Below are 15,685 nucleotides of genomic sequence, written 5' to 3'. Positions count from 1 at the left end.
TGACTTTAAATTATTAATTAAATGTAGTACACTTATCATGTTAAAAGGGGGCGAAATAATGGATGAGATTGATGCCGAGATATTAAACCTTTTAGCTAAAAACGGACGTATCTCAATTAAACAGATTTCATCAATCGTCAATTTATCATCACCGGCAGTTTCAACACGTATAGAAAAACTGGAGGAACATGGCTTTCTGCATGGTTATCAGGCACAGCTGGATTTGGAAAAAACGGGATATCCGATCAAAGCATTCATTCATGTGGCAATGAAGCCATCGAGAAAACCGGAGTTTTATGAGTTTATTGCGAAAGTTCCGAATGTGTTGGAATGCTGTTGTGTTACGGGGGATTATTCGATGTTGATCAAAGTCGTTTTTGACAGTACTCAAAAGCTGGACTTATTTATAGGTAAACTGCAGAAATTCGGGGATACGATGACACAAATTGTGTTCTCGACCATCATTGAACCAAGACAAGCCGGCATTTCAAAGTCAAACAAAAAGAAGATAGACAAATGATCAGTCCCTATGCTATGATTTGATTAGGTATGACTATGCGAAAGCATTAGTCATTTTTAAATGGAGGAATCAAAATGGAGTTATGGATTGCAGTTGGCATTTTAATTCTTGGATTTTATGGATTGATTAAAGGGGCAGATATTTTTGTCGTAGCCGCAAGTAAGATTGCCCAAAAATTTCATATTCCAATGCTTGTGATCGGCTTGACCATTGTGGCAATGGGAACCAGCGCCCCAGAAGCCGCAATCAGCATTACTGCAGCATTTAATAATGCATCCGGTATTACAATTGGTAACATTATCGGAAGCAACATCCTTAATATTTTATTGGTTTTAGGGGTTTGTTCGATGATTCATAATTTGAAAGTGAATCGCAGCACTTATCGTTATGAGATCCCTTTTGTTTTTTTGATTACGTGTGTTCTCTTAGGATTAGGGTGGCTGGGAAACAGTCTCAGTCATGCAGATGCTTTAATTTTAATCGGTCTGTTTGGTCTGTTTTTATTTTATTTGTTTAGACTCTCTAAAAACGGTGAGGAAGAAGAAAACGATGAGATCGTTCTGCTTGAAGAAAAGGATACACTCCCAAAATTATTAGTGCTTATTCTGGTGGGGTTATTTTTCATTGTCGCAGGCAGTCATTTGACAGTTGATTCTGCGAAGACGATCGCTAGTGCTTTTGGTGTCAGTGACCGTGTGATCGGGTTAACTGTGGTTGCTTTTGGAACCTCGTTACCGGAATTGATTACTTCCGGGACTGCGGTTTATAAAGGAAATAATGAAATTGCCATCGGTAATATCGTTGGAAGCAATATTTTTAATATTCTGTTTGTATTAGGGATTGCCGGACTGGTGTCACCGACCGCTATTCCTTACAGTGAGGCATTCTTAGTGGATACCGTCATCGCCATTTTATCTGTCGTACTGCTTTATGTCACATGCGGCAGAAAAAGAATGCTTAACCGAACAAGTGGGGCCATGATGTTAATTAGTTATGCCGTATACTTTGTATTTTTAATGATGAAATAGGGGAAAGTCTCTCCTTTTTTATTTACATCGATAAATGTTTCAGTCGATAAAGTCTCCACTCTTATCACTTTTAGGTTTTCTTGAAAGCTTTATTTCTATATAAGTTCCTTAGACACAATCGCCCATCGAATATCAAGTGCTGAACTCAATTATTGAAAAAGAGTTAAAAACAGTATAAAATCCCACCTTCATAGGCATGAAATATAAATATTTCATTTACCTGCTTGAGTGGGATTGTAGTTTTGTTACTAATATCTAAATGTAAAGCCTAATATATCTGTTTTTTGATCACGATAGCTTTGTTTAAAATCTTGTCTTAGTGTCATCATGCTCAATGAATCGAATCCTAATTTCAAGTAAAGGCGGATAGCCTCTATATTTCTAGGCACTACATCAATGGATAATCCTTCAAAGCCTTCCTTTTGAACTTGGTCTTTCGCTTTTAAAAGCATTTGACTGCCATAACCTTTATGACGTTGATTTTCTAAAACATATAAATTTTCTATCCAGCAGATCTGCTTACTGCGATAGTCTAAAATAATATAACCAATCAGCGTATCGTTGACTTTCCCTAAATAAATTTTATATCGTTCATTTTTATATTGTTGGATTTCATCATAAGCCTCTAAAAGAATCTGCTCTTTTTGATAAGGGCGTTTCAGTAATTCTAAATGTTGAATACTAAAGTCGCTCAGCATTGTTGCCAGCAAGTCTTGATAATAATCGTTATATTCAATAAATTCCATTCTATGTCCTCCCAATTTATTATATTATAACCGATTTCAATGCTATTTCAAAAAGAGGTTTGATTTTCTAAATATTAAAATAAAGTCGAAAACAGTCAAACGATGCTACTATATAACTTATCATTGGGAGGGATAAGATGGATATACAAGTTGTGATTAATCAGATGATTCAGCTGTTTATGGTCATTGGATTGGGATATCTGTTAATGAAGATACATGTATTAGACGAGGGGTTCAATAAAAAATTAAACACTCTGCTTTTAACAGTGACAACCCCGGCGTTGATTTTATCATCGGTAATGGGGAATGATAATTTACAGGATGCCAAGACCGTTTTATTTGTGTTTGCGGTCGCGATTGTGGTATATGTACTGTTGCCGTTATTAGGCATCATCATAACAAAATTATTGCGTGTACCACATCAGCAGTCCGGGCTTTACATTTTTATGACAGTTTTTTCCAATATTGGCTTTATGGGATTTCCGGTCATGAAGGCTATTTTTGGCAATGGAGCCGTATTCTATACCGCCATTTTTAATATGATTTTTAATATTTTTGTGTATACGATAGGAATTTATCTCATTAATCTTGGCAGTGGTGTAAAAACCAGCTTTCAACTGAAAAATTTACGTTCACCGGGAATTATTGCCTGTCTAATAGCGTTGTTGATTTACTTCTTACATATACAGACACCATCGATTATTGCAGAGACTTGTGATATGGTGGGTTCAATCACTACGCCGATCGCAATGCTTTTAATTGGGGCAACATTGGCAAATATTAACGTGAAATCTATTTTCAGCGAGTTTCGCCTTTATCCTTATACGATTATCAAGCAGATCGTGATTCCGGTCATTGCATTTCCGATTTTGAAGCTGTTCATTCAAGACAGTTATATTTTGGGGATTACGCTTATCATGTTGGCAATGCCGGTAGCGAATAGTGCAGTATTGTTTAGTCAGGAATATGGCGGGGATGTTGAACTGGCAGCTAAATCGGTCTTTATTACGACGCTGATCTCGGTAGTGACGATTCCGGCAATTGTTTCATTTCTTTTAATTTAGCGCACTTTGGTGTGCTTTTTCTTTGCCATATGCGTGTAATTTAAAAAGTGATTGTGTATAATGAATAAAGGAGGTGTCACTATGTCGACAGATTGGGATTTAACCGAAATTTATCCGTCATTTGAAGACCCTAAGTTTTTAAATGATATCGAGGAATTAAAAAAGAGAATTGAAGATTTTAAAGTGTTTGAAACACGTATTCATGATTTAGAAGCAGTTGAGGGATTAGAGGCATATATTCGTAAATTATCGGACTTTTCAGCTTTAACCAGCCGTTTAGGAAGTTATGTTTCTTTAATATTAAGTGTGGATACAACAAATGCAGAAGCACTAAAGTACAGTGATATTATTGATGGGATGCTGACAAGTATCGTTGAGCCAATGACAAAGATTGAAAAATGGATTGCAGACATACAGGATTTGGATACATGCATTGAAAGTTCTGCATTATTGAAAACACATGAATTCTTTATTAAAGAATTAGTGGCGATGGAACGTTACAGTTTATCGGCAAAAGAGGAAAATATTATTGCCAATATGAGAAATACCGGAAGCAATGCTTGGGCGAAATTAAAAGATCAGTTAATTTCTACACATATGGTCAAATTAGATGACCAAGAGCTTCCTTTAACCATGGTGCTTAACATGGCTTATGATGAAAATAAAGAAGTAAGAAAAAAATCCTATGAAGCTGAAATCGCATCTTATAAAAAGATTGAACAAGGAGTTGCCGCCTGCTTAAACGGAATCAAAGGAGAAGTATTGACGGAATGTGCCTTGCGCGGATATGCTTCCCCTTTAGAAAGAACATTGATTGCCTCACGTATGTCACAGGAAACGTTAGAGGTGATGTTGGAAGCAATTCAGGAATCATTACCGGCATTTCGTGATTATTTAAAAGCAAAGGCGAAGCATCTTGGCTATTCTAATGGCTTGCCTTTTTACGAACTGTATGCACCGATCGTTGATGCGGATATGAAGTTTGATTATGAAAAGGGATCAGAATTTGTTGTCAATCAGTTTAGTACTTTCTCAACTCATTTAGCGGACTTTGCAAGTGAAGCGATTCATAAAAGCTGGATTGATGTTTATCCTAAAGCGGGAAAAGTAGGCGGAGCATTTTGCTCGAATCTTCATTTTATTAAACAAAGCCGTTTCTTATTGAATTATGGGGATAGTTTTAATGATGTGGTCACTATGGCTCACGAATTAGGACATGGTTTTCATGGCGAATGTTTAAAAGATCAAACAGAGTTGAATGCAGACTATCCGATGCCAATTGCCGAAACGGCTTCTACATTTAGTGAAACCATCATTAAAAAAGCGGCAATCAAGGAAGCCGGACATGATGAAGCTTTAGCTATATTGGAAACTGAAATCAGTGGCTGTACACAGGTCATTGTGGATATTTATTCTCGTTTCCTGTTTGAAAAACATTTGTTTGAAGAACGTGCTGTCAGTGCCTTAAGTGTTGAGCGTATCAAAACATTGATGATTGAGGCTCAAAAAGCAGCTTATGGAGATGGATTGGATGAAAATTATCTGCATCCTTACATGTGGACATGGAAACCCCACTATTATTATGCCAGCAGCAATTTTTATAATTTTCCATATGCCTTTGGTTTATTGTTAGCGAAAGGGTTATACGCTAAATATAAAGAAGAAGGACCTAACTTTGCCGACAAGTATGAACAATTCTTAGCTTATACCGGAAAAGCGACTTTGGAAGATGTCGCATTAAGTATTGGCATAGATTTAAAGGATAAAGCATTCTGGCAAACATCACTGCAAACAATCATCGAAGATATTGAAGAATTTAAGGAGCTGATCAACGATGCACATTCAAACTGAGCAGCTTGAAATCGAAATAGGAAAAGATCAGTTCACCATTTGGTTTGAAGAAACGAAATGGTGTTCTTCTTCTCACTATTTTATATTAGAAGACGGAACCAGAATCGGTTTTGGAGAAGCTGGACACATTACCCCAACGCCTTATCGAAGTGGCGTGGGAAATGGTGTTTGTATTCGCTATGAAGATTTTGAACACGTCGATATCAGTTTTGAAACGATTATTTGGGTAGAAGAAAGTACTCAGGATATCTATTTTGAATGGATTCCTTTAATAGAAAAGACAGCTGTTTCTAAAGTGTATTTTCCCGCTTTCTTGACGTTTGATGAAGATAAAAGCAATCATTATTCTTTGATTAATTATCATCAGGGACTTTTGATCCCTAATACATGGGAGACAGCATTGCAAAAACTGCCGTTTGATGGGATGCTGAACAGTTGTGCGGCGTATATGCCTTGGTTTGCGCAAGTGAAAGATAAGGTGGGGTATATCGCTATTCATTTATCGCCTAGTGATGGCGGATATACGATAGATCATCCTCAAAAAGGACCCTATACACATTTAGGAATGTATCACTTAGCACGTTTTGAACATATGGACTATCGTCGTGTGGTACGTTTTACCTTTGTTAAAGAGGCTGACCCGACGAAACTTAGTAAGGTGTATCGTCAGTATGCAAAGGAAACCGGGTTACTTACAACACTGAAAGAAAAAGCTGCAAGGAATCCATTAGTGGATAAACTGATCGGGGCAGCGTTTGTACATAAAGGAATTAAAACTCATATTTGTGAAGATTCGGAATTTTACGATAAGGAGAATCCTAAAAAGAATGATACACTGATTCCTTTTTCTATCCGTGAACAGGAAATACACAATTACTATAAAAAAGGGATTAATAAACTCTATCTTCATTTGGATGGCTGGGCACAGCCCGGTTATGACAATCAGCATCCGGATTATTTGCCGGCATGCAAGGAAGCAGGAGGATGGGAAGGTTTAAAAGCGTTAAGTGATACGATCAAGAACTGTCACTATATGTTAGGACTACATGATCAGTATCGTGATTATTATTTTGCCGCACAAACATTTGATAAAAATTTTGCTTTAACTAAGAAAAATGGTTCTATTTTTGAAATGAGCCGTTGGGCAGGAGGACATCAATCTTATCTTTGTGCCAGTCAAGCACCTTATTATGTTAAACGTAATTTTAAGGAAATCTTAGCCCATGGTATTCATTTAGAAGCGAGTTACTTAGATGTATTCACCTGCAATGAAGCCGATCAATGCTATCACCCTTGGCATAAGATGGATCGTGCAGAATGTCTTCGATACCGTAACGCTTGCTTTGATTATCTGCATTCTCTCCATATTCTGCCTAGTTCGGAAGAAGCCAGTGACTTTGCGATGAAATCTTTGGTCTTTTGTCATTATGCTCCTTATCAGTTTATGATGAGTGCTCCGGATGAACCGCGTTTAGGAATTCCTATTCCTTTATTTAATCTTGTCTATCATGATTGTTTGATTATTCCTTGGTATATGGATGAACCGGAAGGAAAAGAAGATTATATGCTTTACGCTCTTTTAAACGGCGGAGCTGCTTATCTTGATAAAGATGGAGCGTATCCAAATATTGATGGTGCGTTCTTTGATGAATCTTACCAGCAAGCCCTAGATCATAAGATTGCACGTTATCATATTGTCAGCACGCTGCAAGAAAAAGTGGCAAAAGAAGAAATGATACGACATGAATTTGTTGATCAATGCTGGTATAAACAACGCAGTTATTTTGCCAATGGCATTACGGTTGAAGTGAATTTAAAAGAAAATCGTTACCTGATCTCTTACCCGGAATAATCAATAGATCCAACAACACTTCTTCGGAAGTGTTTTTCTATGGGGAAGAGCGTCCCCTTAATATAATTTCAAATAAAAAAGTTCAGATCGACATTGCTAACGCAATTATCGAAATGAACTTATTTTTTATTAGTCTAAATTTTCTCCGTTAGAAGCAATCACTTGTTTATACCAGTCAAATGATTTTTTCTTAGAACGAGCTCCTGTTCCATTTCCGGCATCATCACGATCCACATAGATGAATCCGTAACGTTTACTCATTTCTCCGGTTGATGCAGAAACTAAATCGATGCATCCCCAAGTTGTATAACCAATCAATTCAACACCATCTAAATCAATCGCGTCTTTCATGGCTTTAATATGTTCTCTTAAATAATCGATACGATAATCATCATTGATAGAACCATCTGCCTCTACAACATCTTTAGCTCCTAAACCATTTTCAACGATGAATAAAGGTTTTTGATAACGATCATATAATGTGTTTAATGTCATTCTTAATCCTAATGGATCGATCTGCCATCCCCATTCACTTGCTTTCAAGTATGGGTTTTTAGCACTTGCCATTAAAGCGTTTCCTGTTCCGCTTAAATCTTTTGGATCAGTAGAAACACAGCTTGTTGAATAGTAGCTGAATGAGATGAAATCGACAGTATTTTCTTTTAAGATTACTTTATCTTCTTCTGTCATGTGAACATCAATGTTTTCACGTTCAAAGAATTTCAATGCAAAACGAGGATATTCTCCTTTTGATTGTACATCGATAAAGAAATAGTTTTCTCTGTTAGCTTCATAAGAAGCGAAAACATCTTCAGGTTTACAAGTAAATGGATATTTATACCCAGCAGCTAACATACATCCCACTTTATTTTCAGGATCGATTTCATGTGCAATTTTTGTTGCCCAAGCACTTGCGACTAATTCATGATGAATAGATAAGTATTTTGCAGCAGTTTCATCTTCACCTTCTTCAAATACAAGTCCGGCACCCATGAATGGCAAATGTAAAATAACATTGATTTCATTGAATGTCAGCCAGTATTTGACTAATCCTTTGTAACGAGTGAATAAAACAGTCACTAAACGTTTGTAGAATTCGATTAATTTTCTGTTTTTCCATCCGCCATACGTTTTGATTAAATGAATCGGACAGTCAAAGTGAGTGATTGTTACTAATGGTTCAATCCCATATTTATGACATTCTTTAAACATGTCTTCATAGAATTTCAAACCTTCTTCATTTGGTTCAGTTTCATCTCCATTAGGGAAGATTCTTGACCAAGCGATAGATAAACGGTATGTTTTGAATCCCATTTCACCAAATAAAGCAATATCTTCTTTATAATGATGATACATATCGATAGCTTCCATAGCCGGATAGAAATGTTCATTATCTGTTTCTAAATTTGTCATATGTCCTGACATTGCAAAGAAACGATCTTTACCGTGAGGGATAATATCAACATTGGCTAAACCTCTTCCGCCTTCTTGATATCCACCTTCACATTGATTGGCAGCAGTAGCGCCACCCCATAAGAAATCTTTTGGAAATCCCATTATATATTCCTCCTCAGTGATATATTTTAAACATATATATTATACCTGCTTTAAAAATAAAGTGGGCGTTTTTTCATAATAATAAAACAAAAAAGCTGGGAATTTACCAGACATACCGCTTTTGTTGTCATTGTATTTTAAATTAGTGTATAATAAAACTAGGTGATCAAAATGACAAATTTTTTAATCTGTTTATTAATATTTAGCGTCATTATTTTAATAATGGCTATGGTTTATGTGGTGGCTAATCTGATTTTCACATTTAAACTATTGGTTCAAACTGCGTCGCGTTTAGAAAAAACGATGACACGTCTGGATCAAGTCGCTACTAAAGGAAATCAGGTGGCAGAGAATTATCGACGTCCGTTCCTATTTGTAAGAGGGGTATCCTTAAAAGTGCAAAGCATAGTTTCAAAGATCTTACATATATTTAAGTAGGAGGGAACTATGAGACTGAATATTGATGATATCAATGCTTTTAAAACGCCTTTAGCTAAGTGGCTGGGGAATGAATATAAAGTAGATATAGAAAGACTGACATTATATATTAAAGACATCTTTTATTTTGATGCGGAAATGTATTATAAAGGACTGAAAATCCATATCGATGCCAAAGCAAAACTTTATAGTGAACATGGCGATCTGATTATTGAAATTTTGGAAGGTCAAGCTAAAAATAAATATCTGGTGTTCAATCTGATTGATTTTATTACACCGCTTGTTAAAGAAAGCAGCTTTTTTAGAATCGAAGAAAATAAGATGATCTTTTCTTTTGATGAGATGCATCTGCCATTGATTTTTAAACAAATCAGAATTGTGGATGAAGAAATTTTCATCGATTTTTAGAAAACGCTTTCAATATAACGGTAAATCTGTATAATGTAAATATACTTTTATGCTTTAAAAGAAGTGTAGAAATACACTTCTTTTACAATCAGTTGGGAGGCTACATAGCATGAAGAAAGCAGGAATATTATTGCCGATATTTTCCTTGCCCTCAATCGACGGTGTGGGAACATTTGGCAAAAGTGCTTATGAATTTGTGGATCAGATTAAAGCAAGCGGTTTGCATTATTGGCAGATATTGCCTTTAAACCCATTGGATTCAAGTTATTCACCTTATCAGACGATTTCTAGTTTTGCGGGAGAAACGGTTTATATTGATCTTACCTTATTAAAAGAAAACGGATTGTTGGAACAAATAGAATGGGAACATTTTGATGTGCATTGGGCGGACTATCGCCGAGTAAAGATTTTTAAAGAACCTTATTTTAAACAGGCTTTTGAAAACTTTACACCGATTCATAGCTGGTATCCGGATTTTATTCATTTCAAAGAAAAGACTTGGTGGTTAGATCATTTTTGTGAATTTAAAGTACTGTATCGAACAAATAATAAAAATGAATGGTCAACTTGGCAGCAATTTGAGATTGACGAAACGTTGAAAGAGTTTGAAGCGTTTAAACAGTATTTATTTTACCGTCAATGGCAGGAACTTAAAAAATATGCGAATGACCAAGGGATAGAAATCATTGGTGATCTGCCATTTTATGTAGGTTATAATAGTGAGGATGTTTATTTTAATAAACAGTTGTTTAAATTAGATGAAAATAATCAGCCAAGCTGTGTTTCAGGAGTACCGCCGGATTATTTTAATCCTGATGGTCAAAGATGGAATCACCCCATTTATAATTGGGAGGCTTTAGAAAAAGAACACTTTAATTATTGGGTAGATAAGATCTTACAGGCTTGTCAAACCGTAGATGTCTTGAGATTGGATCATTTCCGTGCGTTCGATACGTATTGGGAAGTAGATGTTCATTCTCTTGGAGCGCGTGACGGTTCATGGCAGGAAGCACCGGGGCATGCCTTGTTTACAGAATTGTTCAACCGTTATCCTAACTTAAATCTTATTGTTGAAGATTTAGGCTATCTGCGTGAAGAGGTTTATCAATTAAAAGACCGTTTTGGTTTTAAAGGGATGAAAATCATGCAGTTCTCCTTTGAAGAAACTTTGAATCAGCAGATTCCTGAAAATTGTCTGTATTATACGGGAACTCATGATAATGACACATTATTAGGGTGGATAACGGAAGAAAACATTGACTATAGTATCGATGAACTTTTAGAGATGGCATTGTCGACAGCGGCAGAGATTGTCATCATTCCATTGCAGGATTTTCTTGGCTTGGATGATTCAAGCCGAATCAACTCTCCGGGAACGATCGGAACCCAAAACTGGACTTGGCGCATCGACAGCTTGGAGGATTTTGCCGAAAAATGTGAATCTATCAAAACAATGCTGGAAAGAGCCCAAAGAATTTAAGATAATGCCACGATTTCGTGGTATTTTCTTTTTAAAAAAGGTATAATGAGTCACAGGAGGAAAAGAGAAATGAGAGAGAATGTTTGGAAAACGTATACAGAAGAAAATCTAAAAGATCTTTTTCAGTTCTGTGAAGGATATAAAGATTATATTTCTAAATGTAAAACTGAAAGAGAATGTGTAAAAGAAACGATTCGCATTGTTGAAGCACAGGGGTATCATAATATCCAAGATTATATTGCGAATCAAACTCCGTTAAAAGCAGGAGATAAGATCTATGCAAATAACTACGATAAAACAATCGCTTTATTTGTTATTGGTCAGCAGCCAATGGAAAACGGAATGAAAATCTTGGGAGCTCATATTGACTCGCCACGTATTGATTTAAAACAAAATCCGGTCTATGAAGATACTGATCTTGCTTTATTAGATACCCATTATTATGGTGGGATCAAAAAATTTCATTGGGTAGCTCTGCCTTTAGCGATGCACGGAGTGGTGTGCAAAAAAGATGGAACAACGATTGATGTTGTGCTTGGGGAAGATGAAAATGATCCGGTCGTTGCCATTTCAGATTTATTAGTTCATTTATCAGGTGAACAAATGTCAAAACCAGCTTCAAAAGTGATTGAAGGGGAAAGCTTAAATGTATTAGTAGGAAGCATTCCTTTAAATGGTGAAGAAAAAGAAGCTGTAAAAGCAAATGTCTTGAAACTGTTAAAAGAAAAATATGATTTTGAAGAAGAAGATTTTTTATCAGCAGAAATCGAATTGGTTCCGGCTGGTAAAGCACGTGATTTAGGATTGGATCGTTCAATGATCATGGGATATGGGCATGATGACCGTATCTGTGCCTACACTTCTTTAATGGCAACGCTGGCGATTGAATCAACGGATCGTACTTGCTGCTGTCTGTTAGTAGATAAAGAGGAAGTAGGAAGTAATGGTGCCAGCGGAATGCATTCTAAATTCTTTGAAAATACAGTGGCTGAAATTATTAATTTAATGGCCGTTTATGATGATTTAAAACTTCGTCGCTGTTTGGCAAATTCAGTGATGCTGTCATCTGATGTTTCTGCTGCTTTCGATCCAAATTACCCTAGTGTATTTGAAAAGAAAAACTCAGCCTATTTTGCCAGAGGGATCGTGTTTAATAAATATACAGGTTCTCGCGGAAAATCAGGATGCAATGATGCCAATCCGGAATATATCGCTAAATTAAGAGATATTATGGATAAACATCATGTGGCTTTCCAAACCGCTGAATTAGGTGCTGTCGACGTTGGCGGAGGCGGAACCATCGCGTATATTTTAGCTAACTTAAATATGCAGGTAATTGATTGCGGTGTACCGGTATTAAATATGCATGCGCCTTTTGAAATCGCATGTAAAGCAGATATCTATGAAACGGTTAAAGGATATAAAGCTTTCTTAATGGAAGCATAATAAAAAGCACTTGTCTGAGATGATTCTCGCCAGTTGAAAGTTCAACTTTTGGGATTCACTGCACTCAAGTGCTTTTTTCTATGGTTCTAATCTTCTTAGTACACAATCCAAATAATAGTGAACAGGCAGCGTATCTAAATAGGTCAGAAAATCATCATCGTAAGTTCCCGGCTGCAGCCAAATATACTGAATGCCTAAATCTAAACATTGTTTGATATACGCATAGCCATGTTTTGGACTGACCACAAAGACAGCAACTTCTATCTTTTGGGGCACTTCTGATAAACTCGAATAAAGCGGATCTCCTTCCACTTCTTGATAGGCATGACTGATGCCTGCAGTATGATAATGATGTCTTTTTAAACATTGATAAATCTTATATCCGTATTTTTCCGGATCAGTTGTGACACCGATGACCGCAAAATAGGAATAGGTATTTAGTAGTTCATTTGCTTCCATAATCGTTCTCCTTAATATCAATGTACAATAAATAGGATAAGAATACAAAGAGATTGCATAAAATAGATGCATTCTTCTTTTCAATTCCGTCATTCTTTTTTATACTGAATAAAAGAAGGTGATATCATGACGGCACAAGAGTTTTTTTATCAGATAGATGTTTTATATGAAAGTGACCCGGAACGAGTGGAGTCTTTCTTACAAGAACAAAGAACCATCGGAGAAAGTAAGCAGGATTTAGGGCGGCAGTTAATGGTATTAAATGAACTCATCGGTTATTACCGCAGCCGTTCATTGCATCAAGCCTCTATCGACCATAGTTTTATGGCAATTCGACTGCTCGGGGATGCCGGACTGCTCCAGCATGTTCAAGGGGCTACTACATTATTGAATTGTGCTACAGCTTTTAAAGCAGCAGACTGTTTTGAAGAAGCGAAATTATTGTATGAGCGTTGTTTGAAAATATATGAAGATGAATTGGAACAAAAAGATGAGCGTTTTGCCAGTCTTTATAATAATATGAGTGATCTTTACGGACAATTTGGGGATACCCTTAAAGCAAAAGAATATCTATTTAAAGCGATTGAGATAATGAATAAAGACATTTATCCAATAGAATGGGCAACCTCAATGACGAATTTAGGGGGACTTTATCTAAAAGAAGGAGATCTGAAACAGGCGACTTCTGTCTTAACTCAAGCGCAAACGATCTTTTCCAAAACAGAAGACCCACATTTAGGTGTCTGCTTATTATATTTAGGAAAGATTAAGCAGAGTATTGAAGATTATGAACATGGATTAGCCTTGATTCGCCATTACTTTAAAGAAAATGATGAGTTTAGGGCAGGTTGGAAAGAATATCTTGAATTATTAAAACAAAAGGGGAGGATGGATCGTTATCATCTGGCACAAAAGAAAACAATAAAAGGAATGGAATTATCGCAGGGTTACTACGAAGAAGTGGGGAAACCTATTTTGGAAAAAACTTTTCCTGATCTTTTTAAGCAGATGACGATTGCCTTAATAGGCATGGGGAGTGAATGCTATGGAATGGATGATGCCATTTCTCAAGACCATGACTTTTATCCGCGTTTTCTCATTTTTGTAGAAGATGATATGGACCCTGAGCTGATTGCTCAGATTCAAGCGGTGTACGACCAACTGCCTGATTATTATTTAGGATATCGTAAAACACATTCACGTTATAAAGAAAAACGGGATGGCGTATTTAAGATTCAAACTTTTTTCAGGGAAATGTTAGGAAGTCATTTTACCTTGGAAGATACATTGGATTGGTTTTATCTCGATGAAGCCGCTTTATCCATGGTACAAAATGGGAAGATATTTAAAGAAGGAGAAAACACTTTTAATGAATGGCGACATCGCTTATATTATTATAGTGAGGATGTTCGCTTGAAAAAGATCATGAGCAGTTTAGCGAAAATGGCACAATCCGGACAATACAACTATTCAAGAATGATGAAGAGAGGAGATCTTGTAGCGGCGAATCAAGCATTGTCTCAATTTATTGAGGAAACATTAAAAGTACTCTTTTTATTACATCGGCAATATTGTCCTTATTATAAATGGCGTTTTGCTTTGGCAAAGCAATTATTTGATAAAGAGCCTATACTTGATCAGCTAGAAACATTGGTTCAAGCACCTTTCGTACCCTTATTATATAAGGAAGCAGAGAAAAATGGGAAACAAATAGGAGAATCAAAAGAAAAATGGATTGAAGAAATCAGCCATACTATTATTAAAGCGTTAAAAAGGCAGCATCTGACTGACCATGATGACAGCTTTTTGCAAAATCATTTAGAAAATATAAGAACACGCATCAGTGATCCGGAGATTAAAGCGATGCATGTGATGGAGGGATAAAATGAGTAAGATTAAAGATATTATTGATTTAGAATGGGAAATGTTTCAAAATGTCAGAAATGAAGGAGGAACAGCAGATTGCCAAAAAGATCAGGAAACTTTTCGTATAATGCGCTATAGTCAGTTTAAAACATGGAATGATGAACTATTAGAAAGCTATTATCAAGATTTATTAGAAGGCAAGAAGTGTGGCTGGAATTTGATTATGGAAAAGTATGCACGCATGATGGAAACGACCGCACCGAAAAAATATGAAGAAATTGCTCATATCTTGCCACCGATTGATGCTCAGAGAAAAGAATTGATGGAAGTCGTTATTGGTATTCAGGTAAAATGGATGGAAAACTTCGCAAAAGAATATCCGGGATTATCACAAAATGCTCGTCATGTTCATACCTTTGAAGATCAAGAAGAGGATACATCATTTGAAACTTATTTGCGTGGTGAACTATGTACCTATTCGGATCATACCTTTAAACTATATTGTGAGTTCATTTTGAATTTGGTAAAACAGAATCAGAATCTGACAAAGATGACCATTGAGAATACGGTTAAGCTGTATGGCTATGAATCTCTCTACAACGCAGAAAAGAAGATAAAATAGAATTTTTGAAAAAAAAGTAAAAAAAAGAAAGAAAAGACTTGTCAAGAGAGGAAGGACGTGGTAATATAAACAGGCAGTCCGATCAAGGGCCGCGGAGACCATTGAAAACTGAACAGAACACGTCAAACAATTTCGATCGAAAGAAAGAAAATTGAGAAGAAAAAAAGAAACAAAAGTCAGAAGACAAAAGAGTCAAAGAAAAACAGATTGATGATATAAAGTATCATGGAGAGTTTGATCCTGGCTCAGGATGAACGCTGGCGGCGTGCCTAATACATGCAAGTCGAACGCATCACCTTGGTGATGAGTGGCGAACGGGTGAGTAAGACATAAGCAACCTGGCTGTAC

Annotated in this window: 14 protein-coding genes and 1 rRNA gene; 12 read left to right on the top strand and 3 right to left on the bottom strand. The window is 36.3% G+C overall.

Annotated elements, in window-relative coordinates; translation table 11 throughout:
* Window positions 1-58: 58 nt before the first annotated feature.
* Window positions 59-520 (top strand): Lrp/AsnC family transcriptional regulator, encoded by a 462-nt coding sequence (locus BN1225_RS10010; RefSeq protein ID WP_041139713.1) that lies wholly within the window; start codon window positions 59-61, stop codon window positions 518-520.
* Window positions 521-594: 74 nt separating this feature from the next.
* Window positions 595-1,548 (top strand): calcium/sodium antiporter, encoded by a 954-nt coding sequence (locus BN1225_RS10005; RefSeq protein WP_041139712.1) that lies wholly within the window; start codon window positions 595-597, stop codon window positions 1,546-1,548.
* A 248-nt stretch (window positions 1,549-1,796) separates the two neighbouring features.
* Here the strand turns inward: BN1225_RS10005 and BN1225_RS10000 are convergent, their stop codons facing one another.
* Complete coding sequence (locus tag BN1225_RS10000; RefSeq protein WP_041139711.1) at window positions 1,797-2,294, bottom strand: GNAT family N-acetyltransferase; 498 nt, start codon at window positions 2,292-2,294, stop codon at window positions 1,797-1,799.
* Between the two features lie 137 nt (window positions 2,295-2,431).
* Between BN1225_RS10000 and BN1225_RS09995 the strand changes: the two genes are divergently transcribed.
* The 3 genes from BN1225_RS09995 (at window position 2,432) to BN1225_RS09985 (ending at window position 7,061) form a co-directional block, all read left to right on the top strand.
* Window positions 2,432-3,358, top strand: coding sequence for an AEC family transporter (locus tag BN1225_RS09995; RefSeq protein ID WP_041139710.1), 927 nt, complete (start codon window positions 2,432-2,434; stop codon window positions 3,356-3,358).
* Window positions 3,359-3,439: 81 nt separating this feature from the next.
* Window positions 3,440-5,209: a M3 family oligoendopeptidase gene (locus tag BN1225_RS09990; protein ID WP_041139709.1), complete on the top strand. Its 1,770-nt coding sequence runs from the start codon at window positions 3,440-3,442 to the stop codon at window positions 5,207-5,209.
* Window positions 5,193-7,061 carry a DUF5696 domain-containing protein gene (locus BN1225_RS09985; RefSeq protein ID WP_041139708.1) on the top strand — a complete coding sequence of 623 codons (1,869 nt, stop codon included), beginning with the start codon at window positions 5,193-5,195 and terminating at the stop codon, window positions 7,059-7,061. The genes BN1225_RS09990 and BN1225_RS09985 overlap by 17 nt, the downstream gene beginning before the upstream one ends.
* Window positions 7,062-7,190: 129 nt before the next feature.
* On the opposite strand, the gene BN1225_RS09980 is transcribed toward BN1225_RS09985, so the two are convergent.
* Window positions 7,191-8,618 carry a 6-phospho-beta-glucosidase gene (locus BN1225_RS09980; protein WP_041139707.1) on the bottom strand — a complete coding sequence of 476 codons (1,428 nt, stop codon included), beginning with the start codon at window positions 8,616-8,618 and terminating at the stop codon, window positions 7,191-7,193.
* Window positions 8,619-8,789: 171 nt separating this feature from the next.
* Between BN1225_RS09980 and BN1225_RS09975 the strand changes: the two genes are divergently transcribed.
* The 4 genes from BN1225_RS09975 (at window position 8,790) to BN1225_RS09960 (ending at window position 12,390) form a co-directional block, all read left to right on the top strand.
* Window positions 8,790-9,056: a hypothetical protein gene (locus tag BN1225_RS09975; RefSeq protein WP_041139706.1), complete on the top strand. Its 267-nt coding sequence runs from the start codon at window positions 8,790-8,792 to the stop codon at window positions 9,054-9,056.
* 9 nt (window positions 9,057-9,065) lie between these two features.
* Window positions 9,066-9,464 (top strand): hypothetical protein, encoded by a 399-nt coding sequence (locus BN1225_RS09970; RefSeq protein ID WP_041139705.1) that lies wholly within the window; start codon window positions 9,066-9,068, stop codon window positions 9,462-9,464.
* Between the two features lie 109 nt (window positions 9,465-9,573).
* Window positions 9,574-10,944 (top strand): 4-alpha-glucanotransferase, encoded by a 1,371-nt coding sequence (gene malQ / locus BN1225_RS09965; RefSeq protein WP_041139704.1) that lies wholly within the window; start codon window positions 9,574-9,576, stop codon window positions 10,942-10,944.
* Window positions 10,945-11,013: 69 nt separating this feature from the next.
* Window positions 11,014-12,390: an aminopeptidase gene (locus BN1225_RS09960; protein ID WP_041139703.1), complete on the top strand. Its 1,377-nt coding sequence runs from the start codon at window positions 11,014-11,016 to the stop codon at window positions 12,388-12,390.
* Between the two features lie 78 nt (window positions 12,391-12,468).
* Here the strand turns inward: BN1225_RS09960 and BN1225_RS09955 are convergent, their stop codons facing one another.
* Window positions 12,469-12,849: a CoA-binding protein gene (locus BN1225_RS09955; RefSeq protein ID WP_041139702.1), complete on the bottom strand. Its 381-nt coding sequence runs from the start codon at window positions 12,847-12,849 to the stop codon at window positions 12,469-12,471.
* 126 nt (window positions 12,850-12,975) lie between these two features.
* Here BN1225_RS09955 and BN1225_RS09950 point away from each other — a divergent pair, with 126 nt between their 5' ends.
* The 3 genes from BN1225_RS09950 to BN1225_RS14525 all read left to right on the top strand — a co-directional run.
* Window positions 12,976-14,733 carry a DUF4037 domain-containing protein gene (locus BN1225_RS09950; RefSeq protein WP_041139701.1) on the top strand — a complete coding sequence of 586 codons (1,758 nt, stop codon included), beginning with the start codon at window positions 12,976-12,978 and terminating at the stop codon, window positions 14,731-14,733.
* Window position 14,734: 1 nt separating this feature from the next.
* A complete protein-coding gene (locus tag BN1225_RS09945) occupies window positions 14,735-15,337 on the top strand; it encodes a DUF4125 family protein (RefSeq protein ID WP_041139700.1) in 603 nt (200 codons plus the stop codon).
* Between the two features lie 222 nt (window positions 15,338-15,559).
* Window positions 15,560-15,685, top strand: a 16S ribosomal RNA gene (locus tag BN1225_RS14525); the annotation flags it as partial.

The sequence above is a fragment of the Beduini massiliensis genome, from assembly GCF_000829905.1.
In the GTDB taxonomy this organism is placed as follows: Bacteria; Bacillota_I; Bacilli_A; order Erysipelotrichales; family Coprobacillaceae; genus Beduini; species Beduini massiliensis.
Note: the sequence above shows the minus strand (reverse complement) of the source record. Positions and strands in the feature narration are given on the sequence as shown.

What these genes read in the sequence shown, in the direction of transcription:
- BN1225_RS09950 (WP_041139701.1), top strand. Translation starts at nt 12,976, where the DNA reads ATGACGGCACAAGAGTTTTTTTATCAGATAGATGTTTTATATGAAAGT.
- BN1225_RS09985 (WP_041139708.1), top strand. Translation starts at nt 5,193, where the DNA reads ATGCACATTCAAACTGAGCAGCTTGAAATCGAAATAGGAAAAGATCAG.
- BN1225_RS09970 (WP_041139705.1), top strand. Translation starts at nt 9,066, where the DNA reads ATGAGACTGAATATTGATGATATCAATGCTTTTAAAACGCCTTTAGCT.
- BN1225_RS09975 (WP_041139706.1), top strand. Translation starts at nt 8,790, where the DNA reads ATGACAAATTTTTTAATCTGTTTATTAATATTTAGCGTCATTATTTTA.
- BN1225_RS10000 (WP_041139711.1), bottom strand. Translation starts at nt 2,294, where the DNA reads ATGGAATTTATTGAATATAACGATTATTATCAAGACTTGCTGGCAACA.
- BN1225_RS09955 (WP_041139702.1), bottom strand. Translation starts at nt 12,849, where the DNA reads ATGGAAGCAAATGAACTACTAAATACCTATTCCTATTTTGCGGTCATC.
- malQ (WP_041139704.1), top strand. Translation starts at nt 9,574, where the DNA reads ATGAAGAAAGCAGGAATATTATTGCCGATATTTTCCTTGCCCTCAATC.
- BN1225_RS10005 (WP_041139712.1), top strand. Translation starts at nt 595, where the DNA reads ATGGAGTTATGGATTGCAGTTGGCATTTTAATTCTTGGATTTTATGGA.
- BN1225_RS10010 (WP_041139713.1), top strand. Translation starts at nt 59, where the DNA reads ATGGATGAGATTGATGCCGAGATATTAAACCTTTTAGCTAAAAACGGA.
- BN1225_RS09990 (WP_041139709.1), top strand. Translation starts at nt 3,440, where the DNA reads ATGTCGACAGATTGGGATTTAACCGAAATTTATCCGTCATTTGAAGAC.
- BN1225_RS09980 (WP_041139707.1), bottom strand. Translation starts at nt 8,618, where the DNA reads ATGGGATTTCCAAAAGATTTCTTATGGGGTGGCGCTACTGCTGCCAAT.
- BN1225_RS09995 (WP_041139710.1), top strand. Translation starts at nt 2,432, where the DNA reads ATGGATATACAAGTTGTGATTAATCAGATGATTCAGCTGTTTATGGTC.
- BN1225_RS09945 (WP_041139700.1), top strand. Translation starts at nt 14,735, where the DNA reads ATGAGTAAGATTAAAGATATTATTGATTTAGAATGGGAAATGTTTCAA.
- BN1225_RS09960 (WP_041139703.1), top strand. Translation starts at nt 11,014, where the DNA reads ATGAGAGAGAATGTTTGGAAAACGTATACAGAAGAAAATCTAAAAGAT.